The 21,816-nt window shown below is 32.4% G+C and carries 10 protein-coding genes and 3 tRNA genes; 8 read left to right on the plus strand and 5 right to left on the minus strand.

From position 1 onward, the window contains the following. Positions 1 to 145: 145 nt before the first annotated feature. On the minus strand, positions 146 to 1,660 hold the full coding sequence (gene rpoN, locus V9L05_RS15710; RefSeq protein WP_338812797.1) for an RNA polymerase factor sigma-54: 1,515 nt from the start codon (positions 1,658 to 1,660) through the stop codon (positions 146 to 148). A gap of 278 nt (positions 1,661 to 1,938) precedes the next feature. On the opposite strand from rpoN, the gene V9L05_RS15715 reads away from it, so the two are divergent. From V9L05_RS15715 to V9L05_RS15735, 5 genes are all read left to right on the plus strand, one after another. After that, positions 1,939 to 2,853 (plus strand): DMT family transporter, encoded by a 915-nt coding sequence (locus V9L05_RS15715; protein ID WP_338812799.1) that lies wholly within the window; start codon positions 1,939 to 1,941, stop codon positions 2,851 to 2,853. A gap of 127 nt (positions 2,854 to 2,980) precedes the next feature. Next, a tRNA-OTHER gene (locus V9L05_RS15720) sits at positions 2,981 to 3,088 on the plus strand. 144 nt (positions 3,089 to 3,232) lie between these two features. Beyond that, positions 3,233 to 3,361, plus strand: a tRNA-OTHER gene (locus tag V9L05_RS15725). Between the two features lie 222 nt (positions 3,362 to 3,583). Then, positions 3,584 to 3,708, plus strand: a tRNA-OTHER gene (locus V9L05_RS15730). 245 nt (positions 3,709 to 3,953) lie between these two features. Further along, on the plus strand, positions 3,954 to 6,356 hold the full coding sequence (locus tag V9L05_RS15735) for a hypothetical protein (protein WP_338812801.1): 2,403 nt from the start codon (positions 3,954 to 3,956) through the stop codon (positions 6,354 to 6,356). An 88-nt stretch (positions 6,357 to 6,444) separates the two neighbouring features. On the opposite strand, the gene V9L05_RS15740 is transcribed toward V9L05_RS15735, so the two are convergent. The 3 genes from V9L05_RS15740 to V9L05_RS15750 all read right to left on the minus strand — a co-directional run bounded on the left by V9L05_RS15740 (position 6,445) and on the right by V9L05_RS15750 (position 10,146). Beyond that, complete coding sequence (locus tag V9L05_RS15740) at positions 6,445 to 8,412, minus strand: hypothetical protein (RefSeq protein WP_338812803.1); 1,968 nt, start codon at positions 8,410 to 8,412, stop codon at positions 6,445 to 6,447. A 220-nt stretch (positions 8,413 to 8,632) separates the two neighbouring features. Next, positions 8,633 to 9,589: a hypothetical protein gene (locus tag V9L05_RS15745; RefSeq protein ID WP_338812805.1), complete on the minus strand. Its 957-nt coding sequence runs from the start codon at positions 9,587 to 9,589 to the stop codon at positions 8,633 to 8,635. A 179-nt stretch (positions 9,590 to 9,768) separates the two neighbouring features. After that, a complete protein-coding gene (locus V9L05_RS15750) occupies positions 9,769 to 10,146 on the minus strand; it encodes a hypothetical protein (RefSeq protein WP_338812806.1) in 378 nt (125 codons plus the stop codon). 283 nt (positions 10,147 to 10,429) lie between these two features. Here V9L05_RS15750 and pafA point away from each other — a divergent pair, with 283 nt between their 5' ends. Beyond that, on the plus strand, positions 10,430 to 12,139 hold the full coding sequence (pafA, locus tag V9L05_RS15755) for an alkaline phosphatase PafA (protein ID WP_338812807.1): 1,710 nt from the start codon (positions 10,430 to 10,432) through the stop codon (positions 12,137 to 12,139). A gap of 260 nt (positions 12,140 to 12,399) precedes the next feature. Further along, positions 12,400 to 17,841 (plus strand): choice-of-anchor J domain-containing protein, encoded by a 5,442-nt coding sequence (locus V9L05_RS15760; protein ID WP_338812809.1) that lies wholly within the window; start codon positions 12,400 to 12,402, stop codon positions 17,839 to 17,841. Positions 17,842 to 17,932: 91 nt separating this feature from the next. On the opposite strand, the gene V9L05_RS15765 is transcribed toward V9L05_RS15760, so the two are convergent. Next, positions 17,933 to 19,168, minus strand: a complete 1,236-nt coding sequence (locus V9L05_RS15765) for a hypothetical protein (protein WP_338812810.1) — start codon at positions 19,166 to 19,168, stop codon at positions 17,933 to 17,935. A gap of 147 nt (positions 19,169 to 19,315) precedes the next feature. Here V9L05_RS15765 and V9L05_RS15770 point away from each other — a divergent pair, with 147 nt between their 5' ends. Continuing rightward, positions 19,316 to 21,685: a reverse transcriptase domain-containing protein gene (locus tag V9L05_RS15770; protein ID WP_338812811.1), complete on the plus strand. Its 2,370-nt coding sequence runs from the start codon at positions 19,316 to 19,318 to the stop codon at positions 21,683 to 21,685. Positions 21,686 to 21,816 lie beyond the last annotated feature (131 nt).

Here is a 21,816-nt window from a genome sequence, read left to right on the forward strand (position 1 = left end):
TATTGTCAGAGTTATTTTGGATTACCAAAAACTACTGATAAAATTTTTATGGTTCTCTGACAATTTTTGTACTATGTCGTTGATGGGACACCAACAACAGCAAGTTATAGCCGTTGTCGGTGTCCTCACAGACAACCATCAGATGTTAAACCTCTTTTCTAAGTCTAGCAACTGGAATATTAAGTTGTTCTCTGTATTTGGCAACTGTTCTTCTTGCAATTTGATACCCTCTAGCACGCAATAATTTTTCTAATTTGTCATCTGAATAGGGTTTGCGCTTGCTTTCATCCTCAATAAGTTCTTTCAAAATAGCTTTCACTTCTTTGCTACTTACGTCTTCACCCGAATCGGTCTGAATACTTTCAGAAAAGAAATATTTTAATGGAAAAACTCCAAAGTCAGTCTGGACAGCTTTACTGTTTGCAACCCTAGAAACTGTTGAAATATCCATACCAATTTCATTTGCAATATCTTTCAAAATCATTGGACGGAGTTTTGAATCTTCTCCTTCCAAAAAGAATTCTCTTTGATATTCCATAATGGCACTCATTGTTTTTAATAATGTATGCTGACGTTGTTTGATAGCATCAATAAACCATTTTGCAGCATCCAATTTTTGTTTTACGAAAGAAACTTCTTGTTTTAGTTTTTTATCTTTCTTATCACTTTTATCATAACCTTCTAGCATATTAGTATAATTTCTACTAACGTGAAGCTGTGGCGCATTTCTAGAGTTGAGTGAAAGTTCTAAGTCTCCATTATTATATTTTATCGTAAAATCTGGAATTACATATTGCACTTTTACCATTCCAGAACCTGAACCACCTGGTTTTGGGTTTAATTTTAATACAACATTCATTGCAGCTCTTAACTCATCTTCTGAAAGATTGAGTTTGCGCTGAATTTTCTTAAAATGTTTTTTCTTAAATTCTTCAAAACACATCGAAATAATATGAATAGCATCTTCTAAAATCTTAAACTCTCCTTTGTTTTCGTCTGTTAGTGGTTCGTCTTCTTTTTTTACTCTTTCTTGTCTTTTTAGCTGAATTAATAAACATTCTTGTAAATCTCTAGCTCCTATTCCTGCGGGGTCAAATTGCTGAATTCTGCGCAATAGCTTTTCTACTTCTGGTCTGTCTGTTTGAATATTTTGTATAAAAGCAAGATCATTAACAATTGCATCTACATCTCTTCGAATATAACCATCATCATCAATACTGCCAATGAGTTGCATTCCGATAGTGTGCATACGCTCATCTAGGCGCAAATATCCAAGTTGGCGAGTAAGTTCATCAATGAGCGAAGTCATAGAAGAAATAGGCATATCTCTATCTTCTTCTTGATAGTTTCCGTCACCTTGCATTTTATAACCTGCTACATCATCCTGACTTAAATAATCATTGATATTTATATCTGTCGTCGAATCTTTAAGAGACTCCAAAGAAGTTTCTGAATAATCCATTTCATCATAATCATCGCTATTATCGTCTTCTTTTTCTTTCTCTTTTTCTCTACCTTCTTCTAAAGCAGGATTGCTTTCTAGCTCCTCCTCCACTCTTGAGTCTAATTCTGCTGTCGGAATTTGTAATAATTTTATAAACTGTATCTGTTGAGGCGATAATTTCTGACTAAGTGATTGTTTTACTGTTAATTTTTGCATAGGGATAGAAAAGTTGAAAAAGTGAGTGTATTAAGTCATTATTCAAAGTATATTCAAATAATTAAAAGTCTTTTTATGTAAAATTCGGAATTCAATTCTACTTTATATATTCTATAAACGAAAAAAAGACAAAGTCGTTTAGATAAATTTAAAAATTTTTCGCTTTTTTTCAAAATTGGAACGGATTTTATGGTGTTTTTTGATTTTTTAAAGTAAAAAATAGGTTATTTCATAATCACTTTCTCAAAAGCTAGATTACAATTTACTACTTTTGTCGTATGAAAATACAACTCCCCAAGATAGATAAAACTATCCTTGTTCATTTGGCTCTCTTTGGTGTTGCACTGATTTATGGTGCAAATTATACCATTGCAAAAGAAGTAATGCCTCTTTATATTTCTCCTTCGGCTACTATTTTAATGCGTGTTTTGGGAGCAGCTTTTTTATTTTGGATTTTGGTAGGAGGAAAAAAACTTATTCTATCTAATAGAAAGGAAAAAATCATTTTACTTTTGAGTGCTATTTTTGGAGTGGTCGTAAATCAACTTTTATTTTTTGAAGGATTAGCACGAACTACACCTATTAATGCAGCCTTAATTATGACCACTACACCTTTACTGGTTTTGGTAGTCTCGGCAATAAGTGGAGGTGAAAAATTTACTTTTCTGAAAGGTTTGGGAGTGGCTTTGGGACTTTTAGGAGCTGCTATGCTGATTAGTAGTAAAACAGTTTCTGATTCTACACTTCCTTTTGCACTTGCTTTTGACTTTAATTTGGGTGATTTATTTATTCTTCTCAACGCCACTTCTTATGCCGTTTATTTAGTGATTGCAAAGCCACTTTTGAAGAAATATTCTGCACTCTCAATTAGTAAATGGATGTTTACACTTGCTTTGCCCTTTGTTTTGCCTTTTGGTTTTTCCGATTTGGGAACAACTAATTTTACAGAAATGCCACCAATGATTTATGTAGGTTTAGGCTATATTGTACTTTTTACTACTTTTTTGGCTTATCTATTAAATGCGTGGGCATTGCGAAGTGTTTCCTCTAGTGTAGTCGGAATTTATATTTACTTACAGCCTGTTTTAGCTACTTTTATAGCGATAGCTTTAGATAAAGATTCTCTTACCACTACAAAGCTCATTTGGGCAGCGTGTATATTTTTTGGGGTTTTTTTGGTAAGTAGAAAGTAAAACTGCAAACATATATTGCAACTTATAACACCTGCTCTATACAAGAATAGAGTAGGTTTTTTTATTTTTTCTACTTCAAGGAAACTATTTTCATTTTTTATGCGTAGTGTTTCTATAAATTAAAAAAGGGTCAGTAGCCAAGAGGATAGGCAATAGAAGTTTTATAATTATCGCTTTATCGGTCAAATAAAGTTTACTGCACTTATGTACACAGGTTCGATTCCTGTCTGACCCACTTTTTTGTAATTAAAAAGTTATTACAATCAAAAAAATACTAGGTCAATTCAGATATACTTCTATTGGTTAGACTCTCCCATCGGAGGGTTTAGGTTCGAGTCCTTACTGTCTGAAAATTATCTGTATTTTTTTATGATATATGAGAGCAGTAGCTCAGTTGGTAGAGCAACGTTAATTTTATAATTATCGTTTTTATTTGAAATCGGTCAAATAAAATTTACTTCTACGCTTTGGGTGCCGTGGGTCGTAGGTTCGAATCCTACCTGCTCTCCAAATTTTGTTTTTTGGATATATTTAAAATCTAAAGGTCAAATACGACTTACTTCTAAATTCTTTGGTTGAAATCAGTCGTATGATTACCTTTTTTTCTTTAATTGATTTTGTAAAGATGTTTTAAAATATTCAGGTCAATGATAACTTACGTCTTATTTTTTACGAAAAAAAACAAGTTGTCAGATTACCTAATTTTTATTTAGTTTTTTAGAAAAATATCCAAGTGGTAGCTCAGTGGTTAGAGCATCGGTCTTTTAGCTTAAAAATTATCTTGTAAAAGGTCAAATTAGGCTTACTTCTAAAATTCCAACACGAAGGTCGTAGGTTCGAATCCTACCCACTTGGCAAGAAAAATAGATACAATAAAATCGAAGAAAAAATAGTTCAATCAAAACTTACTTCTTTTCGCTTAAAAGTCGAATTGCAGAGGCAATTCACAGTTTTGAGATTAACTTTTTGATTTTTATCTGTCTTTCAGAAATAAATTTCAGGTCAACTAGGACTTACTTCTTTTGCCCAAAAGGCAAATCACCTTTAATGATTACCAGTTCTAGGATTACCTATTTTTAAATTTTAAATAATTACAACTTATGGAAACAACACTTCCAACAACTACAAAATTCTCACATATTTCTTCTGTTGCTGTGCGTAACGAAGCAATTTATGTAATGACTGATTTTGCCCAAATCAATGATAAGGTTAATGATAAATTAGGCGATAAAATCAGTAACACAGAAGACAAAAAACTAAGACAAACTACGTCTGTTTTGGTAGCTAATTTGGCTAAATTAGGTTATGGCGTAGATGAAAAACTTTTGACGGCTCTCAATAATTTGCCAACCAATTATCAGCTTATGATTGCTGATAAGTTTAAAACAATAATGGGTGCAAATAAAAATTGGACTCCTTTAGTCAAAGGTTGGGATACGCCAACAGGTGAAGATATTACTGACCATTTGATTACTTGGTTTGTGAATTTATTTGCAGATAAGAATGGTAAAAACAGAGGAACTACTTTAGCCTGTGGGCATACAATTCCTGCAAATACGTTTCCTTTGGAGCGTTATAATGGTTGTCCTTTCTGTGGAACTCCTTTTGAATTTGGAGAGCTAGAAGATGCTAATTTTGGACAAGGAAGCAAACTCAAAATTCTTTCTTTGTGGACAGATAAGGAAGCAAAAGCCTATTTTGAAGACTTATTGACTTCTCAAACGGCTCTTGATGCAACGCAAGTCGATAGCTTACAAAAAATGATTGAGGCATACAAAGACGAAGAATTGCCAAAGTCTGAAATCAAAATGAAGGAAACCTTGATGGTTGTTATTTCTCATTTAGTAGAACTTGGTAAGGCAGAAAAGGCTCAAATTTATTTCAAATCGCCTGTCGATGTGATGCGTTATTTGTGGTACAAACACACTGGTTTTTTACAAATTGTAAAGCCAAAAGTAATTGCAAAACGAAAAGCAAAGAATAACAAACATATTGCAAGTGTCATTGTGCCAGATTTGGATAAAAGCGCAGTTGCAAAACTAGCAGCAAAAAATGAATTAAAGCTAAAATATTCAAGAAAAGAATGTTTTATGGTGGCTTCTTGGCTCAATAATTTAGAAATGAATGTTGATACAATGTGTGAAGCAATGCACCCAAAACGTGAAATGTGGGTTCGTTTTATTCGTGCTTTGCGTCTAGCAGAATACAGCAAAAAAGCAGGTTTTGAGAAGTTAAAGACTGTTTTGGATAAATTCTACAACGAAGATTATCAAGGGTGGCAATCAAAAGTAGATGCTTACAGATTGAGAACTGATGTAGAAAAAACAATGCAACTTTTGAAGCAACGCCCTGGGCTTTTTGCTAGGTCTTTGTTTGCAAATATGCTTTGGTTTGGTAAAGATGATGTTTTGGAGGCTTTTTCAGAAGTAATTGATAAAGTTCCTGCTCGTCTTGTCTTTACGCTCAATACGTATGCAGAAACGTATTTCACAAAAGGTGGAACTCGTGCCGTTAAGCCTTTAGGTGGAACAAACAAAAATATTCCTAAAAATCAATTACTTTCTTTGTATGATGAAGAAGGATTGAAATCGATGAAAAAAGGAATTGAAGAAATGTGTATTTTGGCAATGAAAAAACGTTTTGCTGGTCAAACAAACGAAAATAAAACGATTTTTATTGACCCAATGCTTTTCAAAATTCCAGTTTCAATTGGAGATAGAAGCGAAACTGTTCAAGATATGCCTTCTGCGCTTATGGGAACTCGTTTTGATATTGAAGGAGATACCGTTCGTTTGTTTATGCAATGGGGTGAAGGCTTGAAAGCTCAACATTTGGATATGGACTTGAGCTGTCATGTAGCTTACAAAGCTAATGCTAACAATTCACAAAAAGACTATAATCAATACGGAGGTTTTTATGAAATTTGTTCGTATAGCAATTTGGTTATTGATGGTTGTAAGCATAGTGGCGATATTCGTTCTATTCCAGAAAAAGTTGGAACAGCAGAATATATCGATATCAATGTAGCAACCTTACGAAAAAGAGGTGCGAAATACGTTACATTTACTTGTAATGCGTATTCAAACGGAGCAATTACGCCAAATTTGGTTGTGGGTTGGATGAACAGTAAATATCCAATTAAAATTTCTGCAAAAACAGGTGTTGCGTATGACCCTTCGTGTGTTCAACATCAAGTCAGAATTCAACAAACACTAACAAAAGGGTTAGTTTTTGGAGTTTTGGATATCGATGCAAATGAAATTGTTTGGTTAGAACTTTCATTTCACGGACAAGTAGTAGGGCAGCTTAATACAAAAGGTGTAGAAGCTCTTTTAGAAAAGCTAAACGCAAAACTGAGCATCGGAAATCTATTACTGTTGAAAGCCGAAGCACAAAACTTAGAAATCGTAGAAACTAATGGTACTGAAAACCCTGCTGATGAAATCTATTCAAGAGAATGGGCAATGAATACAGCAGCCGTTACCCAATTATTGGTGGATTAATTTAGATTTTTATATAAATGAAAAAGACCTTTTATTTAGCTTTTTGCTAAGTAAAAGGTCTTTCATTGTTTTAAAATCACAAATTTTATTAATTCAAATAAGTAAGAGCTTTTTGCATTTCTTCAAAAGTAACTTCTTTATATTCTAAGTCTATTGGGTCAGTAGAAACTTTTGTGTTTTTGAGAGCCATAAACAGTTTATCCTCTTTTTTACGAATACCGAAAACAGTAATAGATTCATCTTTTGGAATAGATGCAAAGGTATTTTTTCCTTCCCTGTTATCTCCTTTCATGACTGAATTAATGTTATTGAATATAATTCTAACAGGACTAGATGAATTAACAAGTAAATCAACTTTTTCATCATCAGGAACACTATAAAATCTATCACAGTTTATCCAACCCATATCACTGACACGCATAATGTATGTTTCAAGTGTAGCTGTTGATACATTATTTAAATTTTTTGCAGCTATTGCGTTATATCTGTCTATGATGGATTGTCTAAATTCGTTATATCTTGCTTGTTTTTCTTCTAATGGTTTTTTATAAAAAAACTCTCTTCTTCTGACAACTTGAATATCCTCCTTAAATGGTTTTGCTGTCGTTTTTACGATGGCTGTCCAAACCAAAATAGGATTTTTGCGTTTTTTGTAGGAAATAGTATAATTTTCTTCGCTATCTCGTTGTGTTTTTTTCCAGTTTCTAAATTCGTTTTCTCCTTGTTCTAATATCTCTTTCCAAATATCCAAAGACTGAACATAGAAATTTCTTTTATCTTGGCTACAACTTCTTATTGAAGATAATTGTGTAGTAAAACGAAGTCCTGAACCCGAGTTTACAGTGCGAATAAAAGAAGTTTGAGAAAGAGAATGGTTTGTTTGATACAACTCATCTATAATCAATGCTGTTCCTTTTTTTCCAAGTTCAACAGCTAATTGAATAGTATCATAAACATACCTTTCTTCACCTTCATTATTTGGATAAATTTCTCTTGAGACTTTTGAATACAATTCTAGGAAGCTCGTATCTTTGCTCAAAAATTGTTTTTTATTGTAGTAGTAACTGTTTTTTAGCACTTTATTTTTAGTTGTTACTTTTCTGTGATTTACTTTTCTAAAGCTACTTTCATGTTCTTTACTCGTTGTTACATCCAAATTTTCAGAAAGGGCTTCTACCGTTTCAGAAACTATCTGTACATCTCCACATTCACAATCCTTTACACCACTTAGTTCGTAATCAGGAAGTTCTTTGTTAAAAAGAAAAACAGTTTTATAAAAATCTCTTTTTCTAGGAATGCTTTGTAATTTAATTTTTTCTTTTGTATCAGACCATTGGGAAGGAGGATTGGAAACAGAGTTTGCAGTAGCGTTAGTGGAAGAAGTCAAATAAACACTCATTCCATTTTTATTTCTTTTTTGAGTATTAATGCTAGGCATTTCTATATCAATCTTATTTTTTAAATGAACTTCTTTTCCATCAGAAGTAGCCTTTAAGTGAAGCATTCCACCACTTTCCAAAAAACCACCTTTTGTATTGGTGGTAAGTCCAGAAAGCAAAACTGTTGATTTGTTATAAAATTCTTTTACCTCAAAAATAATAGGCTCTGTAATAGGCGAACCATCTTTGAAATGAAAAGAACCAGAATCAATATGAATATAAGTTCCTAAATCACAAAAAATATCTTGCTCTCCATTATTAATGATTTTGAAAGTTTGAGTTTTGGGAGCAAAACGACTAAAAAAGGTAGCCGAATCAGCAGAAGAAAAAGAATCTAATTCATCATCTGAAAACGTTCTTTTACTCTCATCCTTATTTTTATTTTGAGCAAAATTAGTTGAAGAATTTAAAGCATCATTTTCTAGTAATGCTGTTCGCTCATCTTCATTATCTAAATTTGGGCGAAGTGTGTTTGCTGTTTCAGAAGAATCCTCGTTTGACTTTTCGTTTTGTTGTGTCTGACAGCTAGAAAAACTGACTAAAAGTAGAACAGAAAAAACAAGGTAAAAATAATTTTGATTCTTTAAAGAAGGTTTACTTTGGGGCTTAGGTTTCATAAGTATACAGAATTGGAGTAGTTAGTGATAGTAAGGATAACATTGTACAAACATATTATTTTAATAAGTAACGGAAGATTTGAAAAAAAGTATAAATTTTTTGTAAAAAAAAGAAACCTAAATGATGATAAGTGTAATCTTATCGTCATTTAGGTTGATGTATGATTTGAGTTTTAGTAGGAAAGATTTGTTTTTTATTTCTGTCAAATAGCATTAAAATCTATTCTGATTTACTAAAATCAGATTTTGTTTTTAAGATAATATCAGCCAGTTGAGGAGAAAAAAGTAATAATTGATTCTTAAACAAAACAAAATATTTTCCTCTAGCTGTATAGATTTCTAATTTTTGAGGTTCTTCGCTTCTAATATCATTCAATGAAAAAATAGCGATTGGCGAAATATTTTTTAAAGAATCTTGAAGATTATCATTTTTGACATACTGTTCGCCCATAACTTGACTAAAATAAGGCAGATATTCGTAAATTCTATTGGTGTCTGCTTCTGCTAGTTCTCTTATTTTAAATGTTTTTCCTGTAAAATCTACTGTAAAACTCTCTTCTTGATTTTGTGGATAAGAAACGGAAAGCGAACGAAATGTATTTGGTGTAGTAGCCAAAAGTGTTCGGTCTTGCCATTCATAAGGACGAATATCGAAAATATCTCTAATCTGTAAATAATATCCAGGTATATAAATCGAATAAGGAGAAGTTGATTCTGCTAACATAGCATACGTTTCGCCTTCGTGAGTACAAACTTTATAATTTCGGATTTGATTTTCACCCTTAAAAACTTCTACATTAATTCCATTCAAAAGAAAGCTATTAATAACATCATCTTTTATACTTTCTGAAACAGGTTTTTTGACTTCAATGCGTTGCATAATTGCCCAAAGAGAAGCTATCATTTCTTCATCAACAACAAACTCATTATTCATTAGCCATTGGCTTGAATTGGCTGTACTTTGAGTAAGTATTTGTTCTCCCAAAACAAGTTTTGTAATTCCTGTTGTATCTTCTAAAGCATATTTTGTCTCATTAATGATAGATTTATCAGAGGAAGAGCTTTGAGAAGGAATTGCAAAAAAAATACCCAACAATAACACGACGGCTAAAAGTGCAAGTAGTTGTAACTTGAGAGAAAAACCTGTATTCGAACTTAGAGATGAATTTTTACTCATAGATGTATTTTTTTGCTATTCTATAAAAAGGATATTTTTTACAAATATACTAAAAGCAATCTTTTGTCTTTTAAGTATTTTGCTATTACTAAACTTGGTTAAAAGATTAATTTTGACACTCTACTTTTTCAAGTGTGGTGTTTATTCCTAGCGATTCATCTGAGCTACTAATTGTCACTTTATTGTCTTCTAAAACAAGAATTATAGAAGTAGTTTCTGTATTTCCTTCTTGCATAAACGTATAGGTTGTCTTCTAGTGTTCCTTCAAAAGTTCCCTTTCGTTGGTCTTTTTCAGCAGGCAACCAGTTGTAAATACCTGTTACTTTTTGGTTTTCTATGGTTAGATTTAATTCTTCTATATCTTTCATTCCCGAACCATCAGCAAAGAGAGTTTCCTTTCTAAAACAGTCTGTTTTACTAGAAACAGTTTCTTCTTCCTTAGTTTGATTTTCAACTGTTTGTGAATCTTGTTTTTCAGTACTCTGTGTATTATTTGAGTTACTACAACTAGCTAAGAATAAAGCTAGAAATAAGATGTTTTTAATTTTAGATGACATTTTTTTGATAGTTATTGTAATTTATACAGACCATAAAATCTGTAATAAATACTTTTAGAATAAGAACAAAATTACTTAAAAATTATATATTCTATTAAAGAAGAATTTTAATTTATAAATTTATTCCTGCAATATTAGGGAATATAACATAATTAGTTTTACTAATATGTGAAACTCTCGTTTTTGTTTTGTCTTTATAATTACTTTTGAGCAATTTTGCATTTAATTATTTATTTTTCAATACGCATTGAAAAATTTCCCTCAATTTATTTCAACCAGCACCATGAGTTTTATAAAAAAAACAACAGCAATAATCTGTTGTATCTTTACAGTCGTGACATTTACAAACAATGTATTTAGTCAGACAGAAACCCAAACACAGCCTAAAACAGATACTAATAGTAACCAACATCCAATAGATTCACGTCCCAAACTTGTTATCGGAATTGTGGTAGACCAAATGCGTTATGATTATTTATATCGATTTTATAATCAATATTCTGAAAATGGTTTCAAAAGACTTCTGAATGATGGATTTTCGTGTGAAAATACACACTATAATTATACACCTACCAATACAGCCCCAGGGCATGCTTCTATTTTTACAGGAACTACTCCAACCAATCACGGAATAATAAATAATAATTGGTATAGTAGAGCTGAAAACAGAATTTTTTATTGTACAGAAGACAAGACTGTACAAGGGCTTGGAACAGGAAATCCAGAAGATAAAAATGGAAAAATGTCGCCTCGTAATCTCAAAACAAGTACAATTACGGATGAACTTCGTTTAGCAACAAACCAAAAAGCTAAAGTAATTGGTATTTCTATTAAAGATAGAAGTGCAATCTTACCAGCAGGACATATTCCAAATGGAGCATATTGGCATGATGCAAGCTCAGGAAAAATGATTAGTAGCACTTATTATTTTGATAAACTTCCTCAGTGGGTAAATGATTTTAATGATAAAAAGCTACCTGATACGTATATAAAAAAAGGTTGGGAATTACTTTTACCTTTAGCATCTTATACAGCTAGTCTTCCAGATGAGAATAACTACGAAGCAATGCCTACAAAAGATAAAAAAGCTACTTTTCCTTATTTTATAGATAAATATGATGGAGCAAAAAAATATAGACAGTTTCCTTATACTGCACTTGCAAATAGTTTTTTAAAGGACTTTGCACAAGAGGCTATTTTGAAAGAAGAATTAGGAAAAGATGAGGTTACTGATTTCTTGACACTTAGTTTTTCAGCTACAGATTATGTGGGACATCGTTACGGAATTTATTCAGTAGAAGTTCAGGATACTTATTTAAGATTAGATAGAGAACTAGCTGCTTTTTTTGAGTTTTTAGATACCACTATAGGGGAGGGAGAATATACGCTTTTCTTGACAGCAGACCATGCAGGCGCACCAACACCTTCTCATTTACACGATTTACAATTTGATGCTGATTATTTTGAATGGGATTCTATGAAAGTAGAATTAAACACTTTTTTAGAAGAAAATTATGGAAAAGGTGAGTTTGTAACCTATCTAAGCGATCAAGATGTGTTTTTAAATAGAGAATTAATTATTCAAAAAAAGATTTCTTTAGAAGAGATACAACAAAAAACAAGAGATTTTTTACTTACTCAAAAAGGAATTAGCCAAGCCATAACATCAACTGAACTAAGTAAACAAATTCAGAGAACTGGATTTATGCAGCTCGTTCAAAATGGATTTAATCCTAAACTTTCACCTGATGTAGCTTTTCTTTTTCAATCAGGTTATATGGATTCTTATTATAAAAAAGGAGGTACTGCACATGGAACCCCTTATACATATGATACACAAGTTCCACTCTTATTTTTTGGTAAAAACATTAGTAAAGGAAATACTCACCGTAGAGTAGAAATTACAGATATTGCAGCCACATTAGCATCTTTACTACATCTTCAACAACCAAGTGGTTGTATAGGAAACCCAATTATAGAAATTTTTGAGTAATTATTAAATAATACTATTTTTCTGTAAAAACAAAAAAGCAAATTCTTACTGAGGATTTGCTTTTTTGTTTAAAATACTTGAAAAAGTAGGGTGAAATTTGAATTTTACCGAACATTCTAAAAATAATATTATGAATAAGCCAAAATTTATTATATTTTTGTTAATGAAGTTTAGATATGTGATTAATTTAGTTAATCATACTGGCAAACTTCTAAATTTTAATTCTCAATTCAATTAATTTAATTAATCAAAATAAGTTTATGAAGAAATTACTACTACCTATATTAGGAGTAATTTGGCTTACATTCTTTGCTATGAGTAATTCTTTTGCTCAACAGAACGGAGTCATTCGTTGTGCTACTATGGAGCAAGATGCAATTCTAAGAGCCAATAACCCCGAATTAGGAACACTAGAAGATATGGAGAATATGTTAGCTCCAATCATCAAAGAGAAAAAAGAAGGTGGAGCAAATCAGCATATTGTAAATGGAGTTTATATTATTCCTGTTATTGTCCATGTAATTCATAATGGAGAAGCTATTGGTACAGGAAATAATATTGCTTATGATCGTATTCAATCTCAAATTGAAACACTTAATGATGACTTTCGTCGTCGTGCAGGTACAAATGGATTTAATACAGATCCTGTTGGGGCTGATACACAAATTGAATTCCGTTTAGCACAACGTAAGCCTGATGGAACAGGTTTTGGTGCTGAGATAGGAGTCAATCGTATTGATAGAAATGTTGCAGGGTTTACAGCTCCTCCTTATTCTACTGCTTATGTAGATGCAACTATTAAACCTTACACTACAACCACACAAGGATATGATGGAAGTGTATATATGAGTTTTTGGTGTGCGCCTCTTAGTGGTGGCGTTTTAGGATATGCACAATTCCCACAAACTACTTTGAGTGGAATGGATTGTAATGCTGTTAATACAGTTACTGATGGAGTTGTTCAGACTAGTGGCGCAGTAGGTGGGGAAACTGTTCCTGGTCCTAGTTCAGCTGCACCTTACAACTTAGGTAGAACAGCAACTCATGAGATTGGACACTGGTTAGGTCTTCGTCATATCTGGGGAGATGGTGGCTGTGGAGTAGATGATTTTTGTGCGGATACACCTACTGCTAGTGGCTCTAACTTTGGATGTGCTACTACAGCAAATTCTTGTACAGACACTCCAGTAGATAGACGTGATATGGTAGAAAACTATATGGATTATTCTGATGATGCTTGTATGAATATCTTTACAAATGATCAAAAAATTCGTATGCGTACTATCTTAGAAACTTCTCGTTTCTCACTTATTAATTCAGTGGCAGCTATTCCACCTAACACAGATGATGCTGGTGTATTAGCAGTTTTAAAACCTATGGGAGATGCTTGTAGCTCTACAGTTACTCCCTCTATTCGTGTGAAAAACTATGGTACTAATCCACTAACAAGTGTAACTATTGAGTATCGTATTGATGGAGCAGCTTTTACAAGTCAAGCCTTTACAGGACTAAATGTAGCTACAAATGGTACTGTAGATCTTGTTTTAAATAACATCACAGGTGTTGCTTTAGGAAATCATACTTTTGAAGCTCGTTCTATTCTTCCAAATGGTCTTGTAGATCCTTTCACAGATTCAGATTTATCAAACTCTACTTTTACATTAGGAAATGGAACATTGCCTATTGTAGCTGATTTTGAAGGAGCATCGTTTCCTCCAACTTCTTGGGAACGCCAAAATCCTGGAAATGATTGTAATTTATGGGTAACTGATGCTTCTCCTACTTTGGTAGGTTCGAATGGTGCTCGTACTAAAGCAGGTTTGGTAAGACATCATACCTATACGGGTTCTGGACAAGAAGATATTTTAATTTCTCCTTCTATTGACTTAACAAGTGCAGGTCTAGCAAGTGCAGGAATAGAATTTGACTTAGCTTATCGTAGAAGAAATGGAACTGTAAGTGAAACACTACGTATTGATGTTTCAACAGATTGTGGAGCTACTTGGCAACCAACATCTATTTATAGTAAAACTGGTGATGCATTAGCTACAGTAACTCCTAGCTCAACGACTGCTTTTATTCCAACTGCAGCAAACCAATGGCGTAGAGAGGCTGCTTCTTTAAATGCTTATCTAGGACAAAGTATCAAAATAAGATTTGTTACTACTAATGCAAATGGAAATAACCTTTGGATAGATAATGTAAGAATCTATGATGCTCGTCCTGAAATTCAGTTTGCAACTACTGCAACTACCATTACAGAAAATTCTACTACTGGTACAGTTGATTGTAGAGGATATCAAGACCTCAATATTCCTGTTAATATTAGCCTTGCACCTCCTTCTGCAGTTACAGTAAATGTAGCTGTAACGGGTGGAACAATGACAAACACACAAGATTATACACTTCAAATTCCAACACTTACTTTTGCTTCTGGAGCAACAACAGCACAAAATGTAGTGGTAAGAGTATTTAATGATAATGCGCTTGAAGTAGCAGAAAATTTACAACTGACCTTATCAGTAGTAGGTACAGATGCTATCTTAGGAACAAATACCGTTCATACATTAAATGTAAATGATAATGACGATGTTACACAAAATGTAACTCAAACTATCTTTACAGAAGATTTTGAAGCACAAACTGTTGGAGCTGTTTCAGGTGGATGGACAGTAACAAATGCCACAGCAGGTTCAAATGTGTGGGTATTTGGCGAAAATGGAGGAATGACTGGAAATAATAGTGCTTATATCACTAATAATACTACAAGTCGTCCTTTGGCATATACAAATACTAGTACTTCAAGAACTCGTTTGGTTTCTCCAGCTATAAATACAGTAGGAGCTACAAATCTTCAACTTAATTTTGACTATAAGTCAAATGGAGAAAGTGGTACAACAAGTGTTTGGGATTATGGTCGTCTTATGTACTCTACTTCTCCAACTGGTCCATATACAAATATTACAGGACCTGCTGATGGCGTAGGAACTGGAAATCTTACTAATGCTGTTCCTTTCTTCGGAAAGCCAGCTTTAACTGCTTATAATGTTACTCTTCCTGCTGCTTGTCAAAACCAAGCTACTCTGTATTTAGTTTGGAGATGGGATAATGATGGTTCATTGGGTAGTAATCCTCCTTTTACAATAGATAATATTGTATTGACAGGACAGCGTTTATTAGAATATGATGTAGAAAATACGGTTACTTCTAAACAGGTTTATTTAGGACCAAATAGTACTGTTTATGTTATTAGCTCTAATGACAAAGTAATGGCTAAACTAGAAAATAATACAACTCATGATTATGGTTGTACTACAGTTGCCATTGATAGAGCAGGAACAGGACAAGCAACTTACAATACATTAGGAGATGCAAATGGACTTACTGAGAAGTCTTTATTGGTTACACCTACTAATCCTTCTACTGAAAATATAGGTGTTACTATTTATTATACAGATGCTGAAAAAACAGGTTGGGAAACGGCAACAGGACGTTCTTGGACAACTGATGCAAAAATGCAACGTACTGGAGGGGCTATTAGTAATATTACTCCTGCTACACCGACAGCAAATGGTGCAACAAATACAGAGCATAATATCACAACATCTTCTTATTTGACTACTGAACATGCTGTTAGTGCAACTATTAATAATGGTTTTGGTAATGGAAATGCTTCAGGTGGTTTAGCTATTGGTAATCCACTTCCATGTAGTATTACAGCTATTAGCTATGTAGGTCAGAGTGCTTGTTTTAATGATAGATATTCTGCTACTGTTACAGTTACTTACTCTAATCCAGCAGGAAATCTAGTAGTAAATGGACGAACATTTACAGCAACTGCTAGTCCACAAACAGTAACTCTTACGAACTTAGTTGCTGATGGAAATGCACTAGATGTAACAGCATCTTTCTCTGCTGGTTGTACTTTTACTGCAACAGGTTTAATCACAGCTCCTGCTGCTTGTGGAATTACTCCAGGAGGAGGTTCGCCACCTGTAACTGTAGGTGTTCCTACTCGTTTTGTAGCTACTGGAGTTTCTACTTCACAAATTGATTTGAGTTGGACTGCTGTTGGTGGTGCAACAGGTTATCTTCTTTATGAAGGAAACACACTTCTTGCTACTATTAATTCAGGTGCTACTGATAGCTACGAACATACAGATTTAGAAGCAGATACCTATCACGCTTATAGATTGTTTGCTCTCAATGGTTCTGTTCGTTCTTCACGAGCAGCTCAAACAAATGATGCTACTTTCCCTAATGCTCCTACTGTTATTTCTACCACACCAAGTTGTGGAACAGGTTCAGCAGGTGTTGTTCTTAGTGGAAGTGGAGCAATATTTAATGTTTATACAACAGAAACAGGTGGAACAGCAGTTGATCAGACTGATAATAACAACTATTCAACGCTTACTATTTCTGAAAACACAACTTATTATATTAGTATGATTGGTGTTTATGGAAAAGAAAGTCAGACTCGTACCCAAGTAGATGTTGTAGTAAATACACCATTTGAAGCAACTATTTCAGAAGGTACTTCTGTTCGTAGTTGTGGTGCAAGTGCTACCTTGACTGCTAATGAAGTAGCAGGAGCAACTTATGTATGGCTAAAGAATGGAGTTGAACTTACTGATAGTAATTCAAGTTCTTATACAGTTACTGGTAGTGGAAGTTACCAAGTACGTATTATGAGAGAAACGTGTACAACTACTTCAAGTAGAAGTCGTGTTATTCTTAATTATGCTCCTATTGCTGAAATTACTAATGGTACTTTAGCTCGTTTCTGTGATAATGGAACGCTTAGAGCAACTGAATCTGCTAATGTTGCTTATTCTTGGACTCTTGATAATGTAGTTGTTGGCACAGAAAGAGAAGTTTCAGTTTCTCAATCAGGACAATATATACTTACAGTTACTGAAGATGGTTGTACTGCTAGTGATAGCATTGAAGTTGAAGTTACTTCTTTAGCTCCTATATCATTTACTGCTTCTGATTCTGTATTCTGTTTAGGTGAACAAGTAACTCTTACAGCTGATTCAGTTAGTGGTGTTACTTACAACTGGAGCAGAAATGGAGTTGTATTCCGTAGTAATGTAGGTAATTCTATTACAGCTAGTTCAAGTGGATCATATAGTGTTACTATTTCTCAAAACGGTTGTACAAGTGCTTCTTCTGCCTCAGTAAGCATTGAGCGTTTAAACATCAGCACAACTTATCTTCGTAATACAGAAACTACTCTTTTCTTAGAGCCAGCAGACGAATCTACTGAAATTAGTAGTGTAGTTTGGTTCTTCAATGGAGAAGAAAGTGCTAGTTTGAGTGGTGAGACAATTACACCAACAGAAAGTGGAACTTATTCTGCTCTTGTTACATATTCAACAGGTTGTACTTTCCAGACTCGTACTGCATCTTTCAATATTCCAGAGGTGGTTACAGGTGAAGAAGAAGAGTTCATCAAAGCTCTACGTATTTATCCAAACCCTAGTTCAAGTGGAATATTCCAAATTGATTTAGGACAGAATACAGAAGTTGTTACTCTTATTTTGACAGACCAATTAGGAAGAACTTTGGAAACAATTGCTCTACCTTTAGAAGCAAATTCATATCAATTAGATTTGAGTAAATATGCTTCAGCTCTTTATACACTTCAATTCAAATCTGAAAAAGGTATAATTACTCGTAAAATTGTTATTGAAAAATAATAATTTTAGGTAAATAGAGTTTTATATAAAAAAAAGCAACCTTAGAAATAGGGTTGCTTTTTTTGTTTTATAATTTATAGAGTAAGAAAAATCAAATTACTTTTCTCAAAATTTTCTCATCAAATTTCCATATTTCTTCATCAATAGACTTTGTGTAAAATGACTGCGACAGTATTTTCTCTATACTATTTTTTATTTCTTTTTCTATTTTTAACTTATTATCTTCAAAATCAATAAAAATTCCAGCTTCTAAAGGCTTTATAAAGTTTTTCCATTTTTGATTTTTAGAAATAAGCATTGGTTTTTTATAAGCCAAACACTCATAAAACTTGGTAGGAATGCAGTTTTGAGTGCTTTTATTGAATAAATAAGGTAAGATTACAAAATCACTTTTTTGAAGTTGTTGTAATAAAATTTCATGAGAAACAGGTTTGTCAATAGAAGTATTTATCAACAAAATAGAAGATTGATTTTTTATAATCTCTATAATTTTTTGAGAATATATTGTATCCGAACAATAGCCAGCCAAAATTAAAGTGGCAGAAAAACCTTGTCTTTGTAATTCTTTTTCTAGCTTTTTGAAAAATAAAATGCCTTCTAAAGTTCCATAGGTTTTTGAAAATGAGCCATAAATAAGAAACTTAATTTCTTTTGTTTTAAAATAATCAGAATTGATAAAATTAGCATCAATCAAATTTTCTTTCAAAAATTTATTTTCCAAAAAAATATAATTTGTCTTTCTCAAAAAAGATATTTCTTCTAAATAACAGCGTTCTGCCAAAAGATATAAATCAACAAAAGAAGACGAAAATTTCTCAAAACTCCGAATCAAAAAAGCAATTGATTTTTTTAAAAAATGAGGGTAATTGTCTTGATACAGAATATTAAAAACATAATTTTCTTGTAAATCATAAACTAATTTTATCTTACTTGATTTTGAATTAAATAAAAATTTGAAAAACAAAGTAAAAGGTGTAAGTTCTACTGCACAAACAATAATCGTATTAGGTTTGAGTTTTAAAAGCTGATTAAAAACTCTAAAGCCAGCAAAAAAACGCCAAAGTCCTAAACGGTTTTTATTCTTTTTAGATGTAAATAATTCTATAAAATTAATGTTTGAATCAGTGTTTTTCTGGTCAAAATCATTAGCAGCTTCAAAACCTATTAGAGTTGTTTTTTTAGAATTTTCTGAATTATGTGAAATTAATTTTGCTATTTTTTGATATGCACGAACATCATCGACAGGTTTCAAAACTGAAAGAATTGCTATTTTTTCGGTTTTTAGTTTTTCTATTTTTGTATTTTTATCACTCTGAAATTCTGTCATTTTTGTCCTTTTATGCTTCTTTTTTTAGATAAAAAATTACCTCTCACATCAGTTGAGGTCTGCTGAGTTACATTTGTTATAGGTTATCAAGTAATCAAAATTACCGATTTTAATTTATTTCAATTCTACTTTAAACCAAATTTATCTATGCAAACTCTCACTTCCCAACAAGTAACTCGCATAAAACTGGACGAACTCAATCGTCAGTATCATCAACTTCATATTCAATACAATGCCATTATTGAAAAAGTAGATACAAGTTCAGAATTAAAAGATAAATTTCAATTTCTTTATGATGGACTTTGTAAAATTACCTTTGCTCAAAAACAACTTCATCCAGACGTAGAAAATTTGAGTGTTCTTCAATCTCAATTAGAAACAAATACAGTTTCAGATTCTCTTTTGAAAAGTTGGGTAAATCGCCTTCGAAATGAAATTGAGCAAGGAAAATTAAGATTAGAAGCAGGTTTGGTTTTCGGGCTTGCACTAGAAGATACTTGGCATACAACAAAATCTGTCAATCAAGAAAAAAAAGGTTTTGAGAAAGAATTTATTGAATTAATTAATGAAAAAGTAACGGATTTTAGTTCAGAAAATGAAACTAAATTGAGAGAATGGATAACTGTTTATAGTAACGATTTGGAAAAAATCAAAGAAAAAAATCAAAAATTTGTAGATGAAAAACTGTTGCAACCTGTAACCAAAGAAGAAACTGCTTATATGTTGCATCACATGAAAGCGCATCCCTATCATCATACAAAACTCAAAGCAGAAATTTCTTCGATTTTAAATAAAGAGGCTTTAGTAAATGAGTTGGCAGGAACAATTACAGTTTTGCTAAATAATTTTGAAAATTGGAAATGGACAGAAAAGGGGGTAGAACTCAATGTGCTTTGGACAAAACACAAATGGCGACCGTATATGAATACCGATTTGTTAGAATCTTTGCTTTTAGAAATTATAGGAATGCGTTTTGGTCGTGCTTTTAGAGAGAGTTTATTGGAAAAAGATTTTTGGGGAAAAGAAGCAGAATACAATCACATTAAATATTGGCAAAAACAGCTTAGAAATGAAATCACTTTTAAAGAATTCCCTTCTTATATTAATTATTCTCAAGTTACTTTTGAAGATTCGTATAGTGGATATGATGGCAGTATTATCAATGTAATCAGCAATGAAGATACTTATTTTAAACTTTTTCAAGGAATAAATGCTCAATTAGAAGTTTTGAAAACTAGACAAAAACAGCTTAATCAAGCTGCAACCAGTTATGTTATTCAAACTGACCTCAAAAACTATTTTCTGACTTTGCCTCATCAAACTTTACTGATTGTTTTGGAAGAGTTAGGCATTAGTCAAAAATGGTTAGCCTTTTTTAAGTCGTATTTTGAAGTTCCTTATTTGTATCAAAATCAAATTCATACAACTCAACAAGGAATTTCTCTTTCTCATTTATTTTCTTCTTTACTTGCAGATGTTTTATTATTATTTTTAGATAAGGCATTATGGACACAAGACGGAATTTCGACCTATCGTTATATGGATGATATGTATATTTTTTGTGATTCAGAAGACGATGCAAAAACAGCTTGGCAAACGCTACAAGATTTTTATAAAATAACAGGTTTGCAGCTCAATAAAGAAAAAATAGGTGTGGTTAGAATTGGAAATCCAAACCCAAAGGAAGCAAAAAAGGAAAGCAGTTTTATAGAACAAATAAGCAAAGAATTAAATACAGAATTGCAATTACCTAACTGGATGTTTCTTTCTCTAAATCAAGAAGGTAATTGGAAAATTAATCAAGATGCAGTAGGAAAATTTGCACACACGCTATCTAAGCAATTGAATCATACTTCTTCTATTTTTGATTTGTGTAATGTCTATAATACACATATTTCATTTTTGCTCAAAAGTTTTGCTATTGGTTATCCACTTGGAAAAGAGCATATTAAAGAAATTAATCAAACGGTTGCCAAGTTTGGAAAACAGCTTTTAGATAATCAAGAAAGTATATTTGAAGTTCTGAAAAAACGCCTAATAACAAAGTTTCCACAGATGGAAGAAGCAATTCAAAACCTTCCTGAAGCGTGGTATTATTGGTCGCTTACTGCTGGTGGTTTTGCGCTACAAAATCCTTTTTGTCATATCGTTTCGATTGCTGAGAGTTATAAAAATCTGATTGATGTACCCAAAAATAATTTTGAAGGATTAGATAAAAAACAAATTGAGACAAAACTGAAAGATGTATTTGTTTTTTATAAAAATAGCCAACTTTCGCCTGTTGCTCCCAAATCTACGCCTGTCATGCAAGGACTTATGAATGATTTTATTGATAGAGGAACAGAAGTAAGTGGCAAAAAACAGAATGGTTTAGGGATTTATTGGCAATGGCTTTTATACACGTATGGTTATCAATTATTAGATAGTTTTGGAACATTTCGTTTTTTGCTAACCGAACTCGTGCCTTTAGAAACTATTTTTAATCGTCTTTCTCCAAATTCTGAATCGGAAATTTAATTTTTTAATTCCTTTTGTAAGGAAAAGGCAAATCTTTTCCTTACAATTTTTTATTCAACTAACTCAAGTTTTAGATTATAAGTATTTCAGACTTCCTAGTCTGAATAAAAGATTTTTTAGTCAATTAAAAA

Source organism: Bernardetia sp. Wsw4-3y2, assembly GCF_037126295.1.
Taxonomy (GTDB): domain Bacteria; phylum Bacteroidota; class Bacteroidia; order Cytophagales; family Bernardetiaceae; genus Bernardetia.

Excerpts from the sequence above, each read along its gene's own strand:
- V9L05_RS15740 (WP_338812803.1), bottom strand. The coding sequence starts at position 8,412 with ATGAAACCTAAGCCCCAAAGTAAACCTTCTTTAAAGAATCAAAATTAT.
- rpoN (WP_338812797.1), bottom strand. The coding sequence starts at position 1,660 with ATGCAAAAATTAACAGTAAAACAATCACTTAGTCAGAAATTATCGCCT.
- pafA (WP_338812807.1), top strand. The coding sequence starts at position 10,430 with ATGAGTTTTATAAAAAAAACAACAGCAATAATCTGTTGTATCTTTACA.
- V9L05_RS15735 (WP_338812801.1), top strand. The coding sequence starts at position 3,954 with ATGGAAACAACACTTCCAACAACTACAAAATTCTCACATATTTCTTCT.
- V9L05_RS15765 (WP_338812810.1), bottom strand. The coding sequence starts at position 19,168 with ATGACAGAATTTCAGAGTGATAAAAATACAAAAATAGAAAAACTAAAA.
- V9L05_RS15770 (WP_338812811.1), top strand. The coding sequence starts at position 19,316 with ATGCAAACTCTCACTTCCCAACAAGTAACTCGCATAAAACTGGACGAA.
- V9L05_RS15715 (WP_338812799.1), top strand. The coding sequence starts at position 1,939 with ATGAAAATACAACTCCCCAAGATAGATAAAACTATCCTTGTTCATTTG.
- V9L05_RS15760 (WP_338812809.1), top strand. The coding sequence starts at position 12,400 with ATGAAGAAATTACTACTACCTATATTAGGAGTAATTTGGCTTACATTC.
- V9L05_RS15745 (WP_338812805.1), bottom strand. The coding sequence starts at position 9,589 with ATGAGTAAAAATTCATCTCTAAGTTCGAATACAGGTTTTTCTCTCAAG.
- V9L05_RS15750 (WP_338812806.1), bottom strand. The coding sequence starts at position 10,146 with ATGTCATCTAAAATTAAAAACATCTTATTTCTAGCTTTATTCTTAGCT.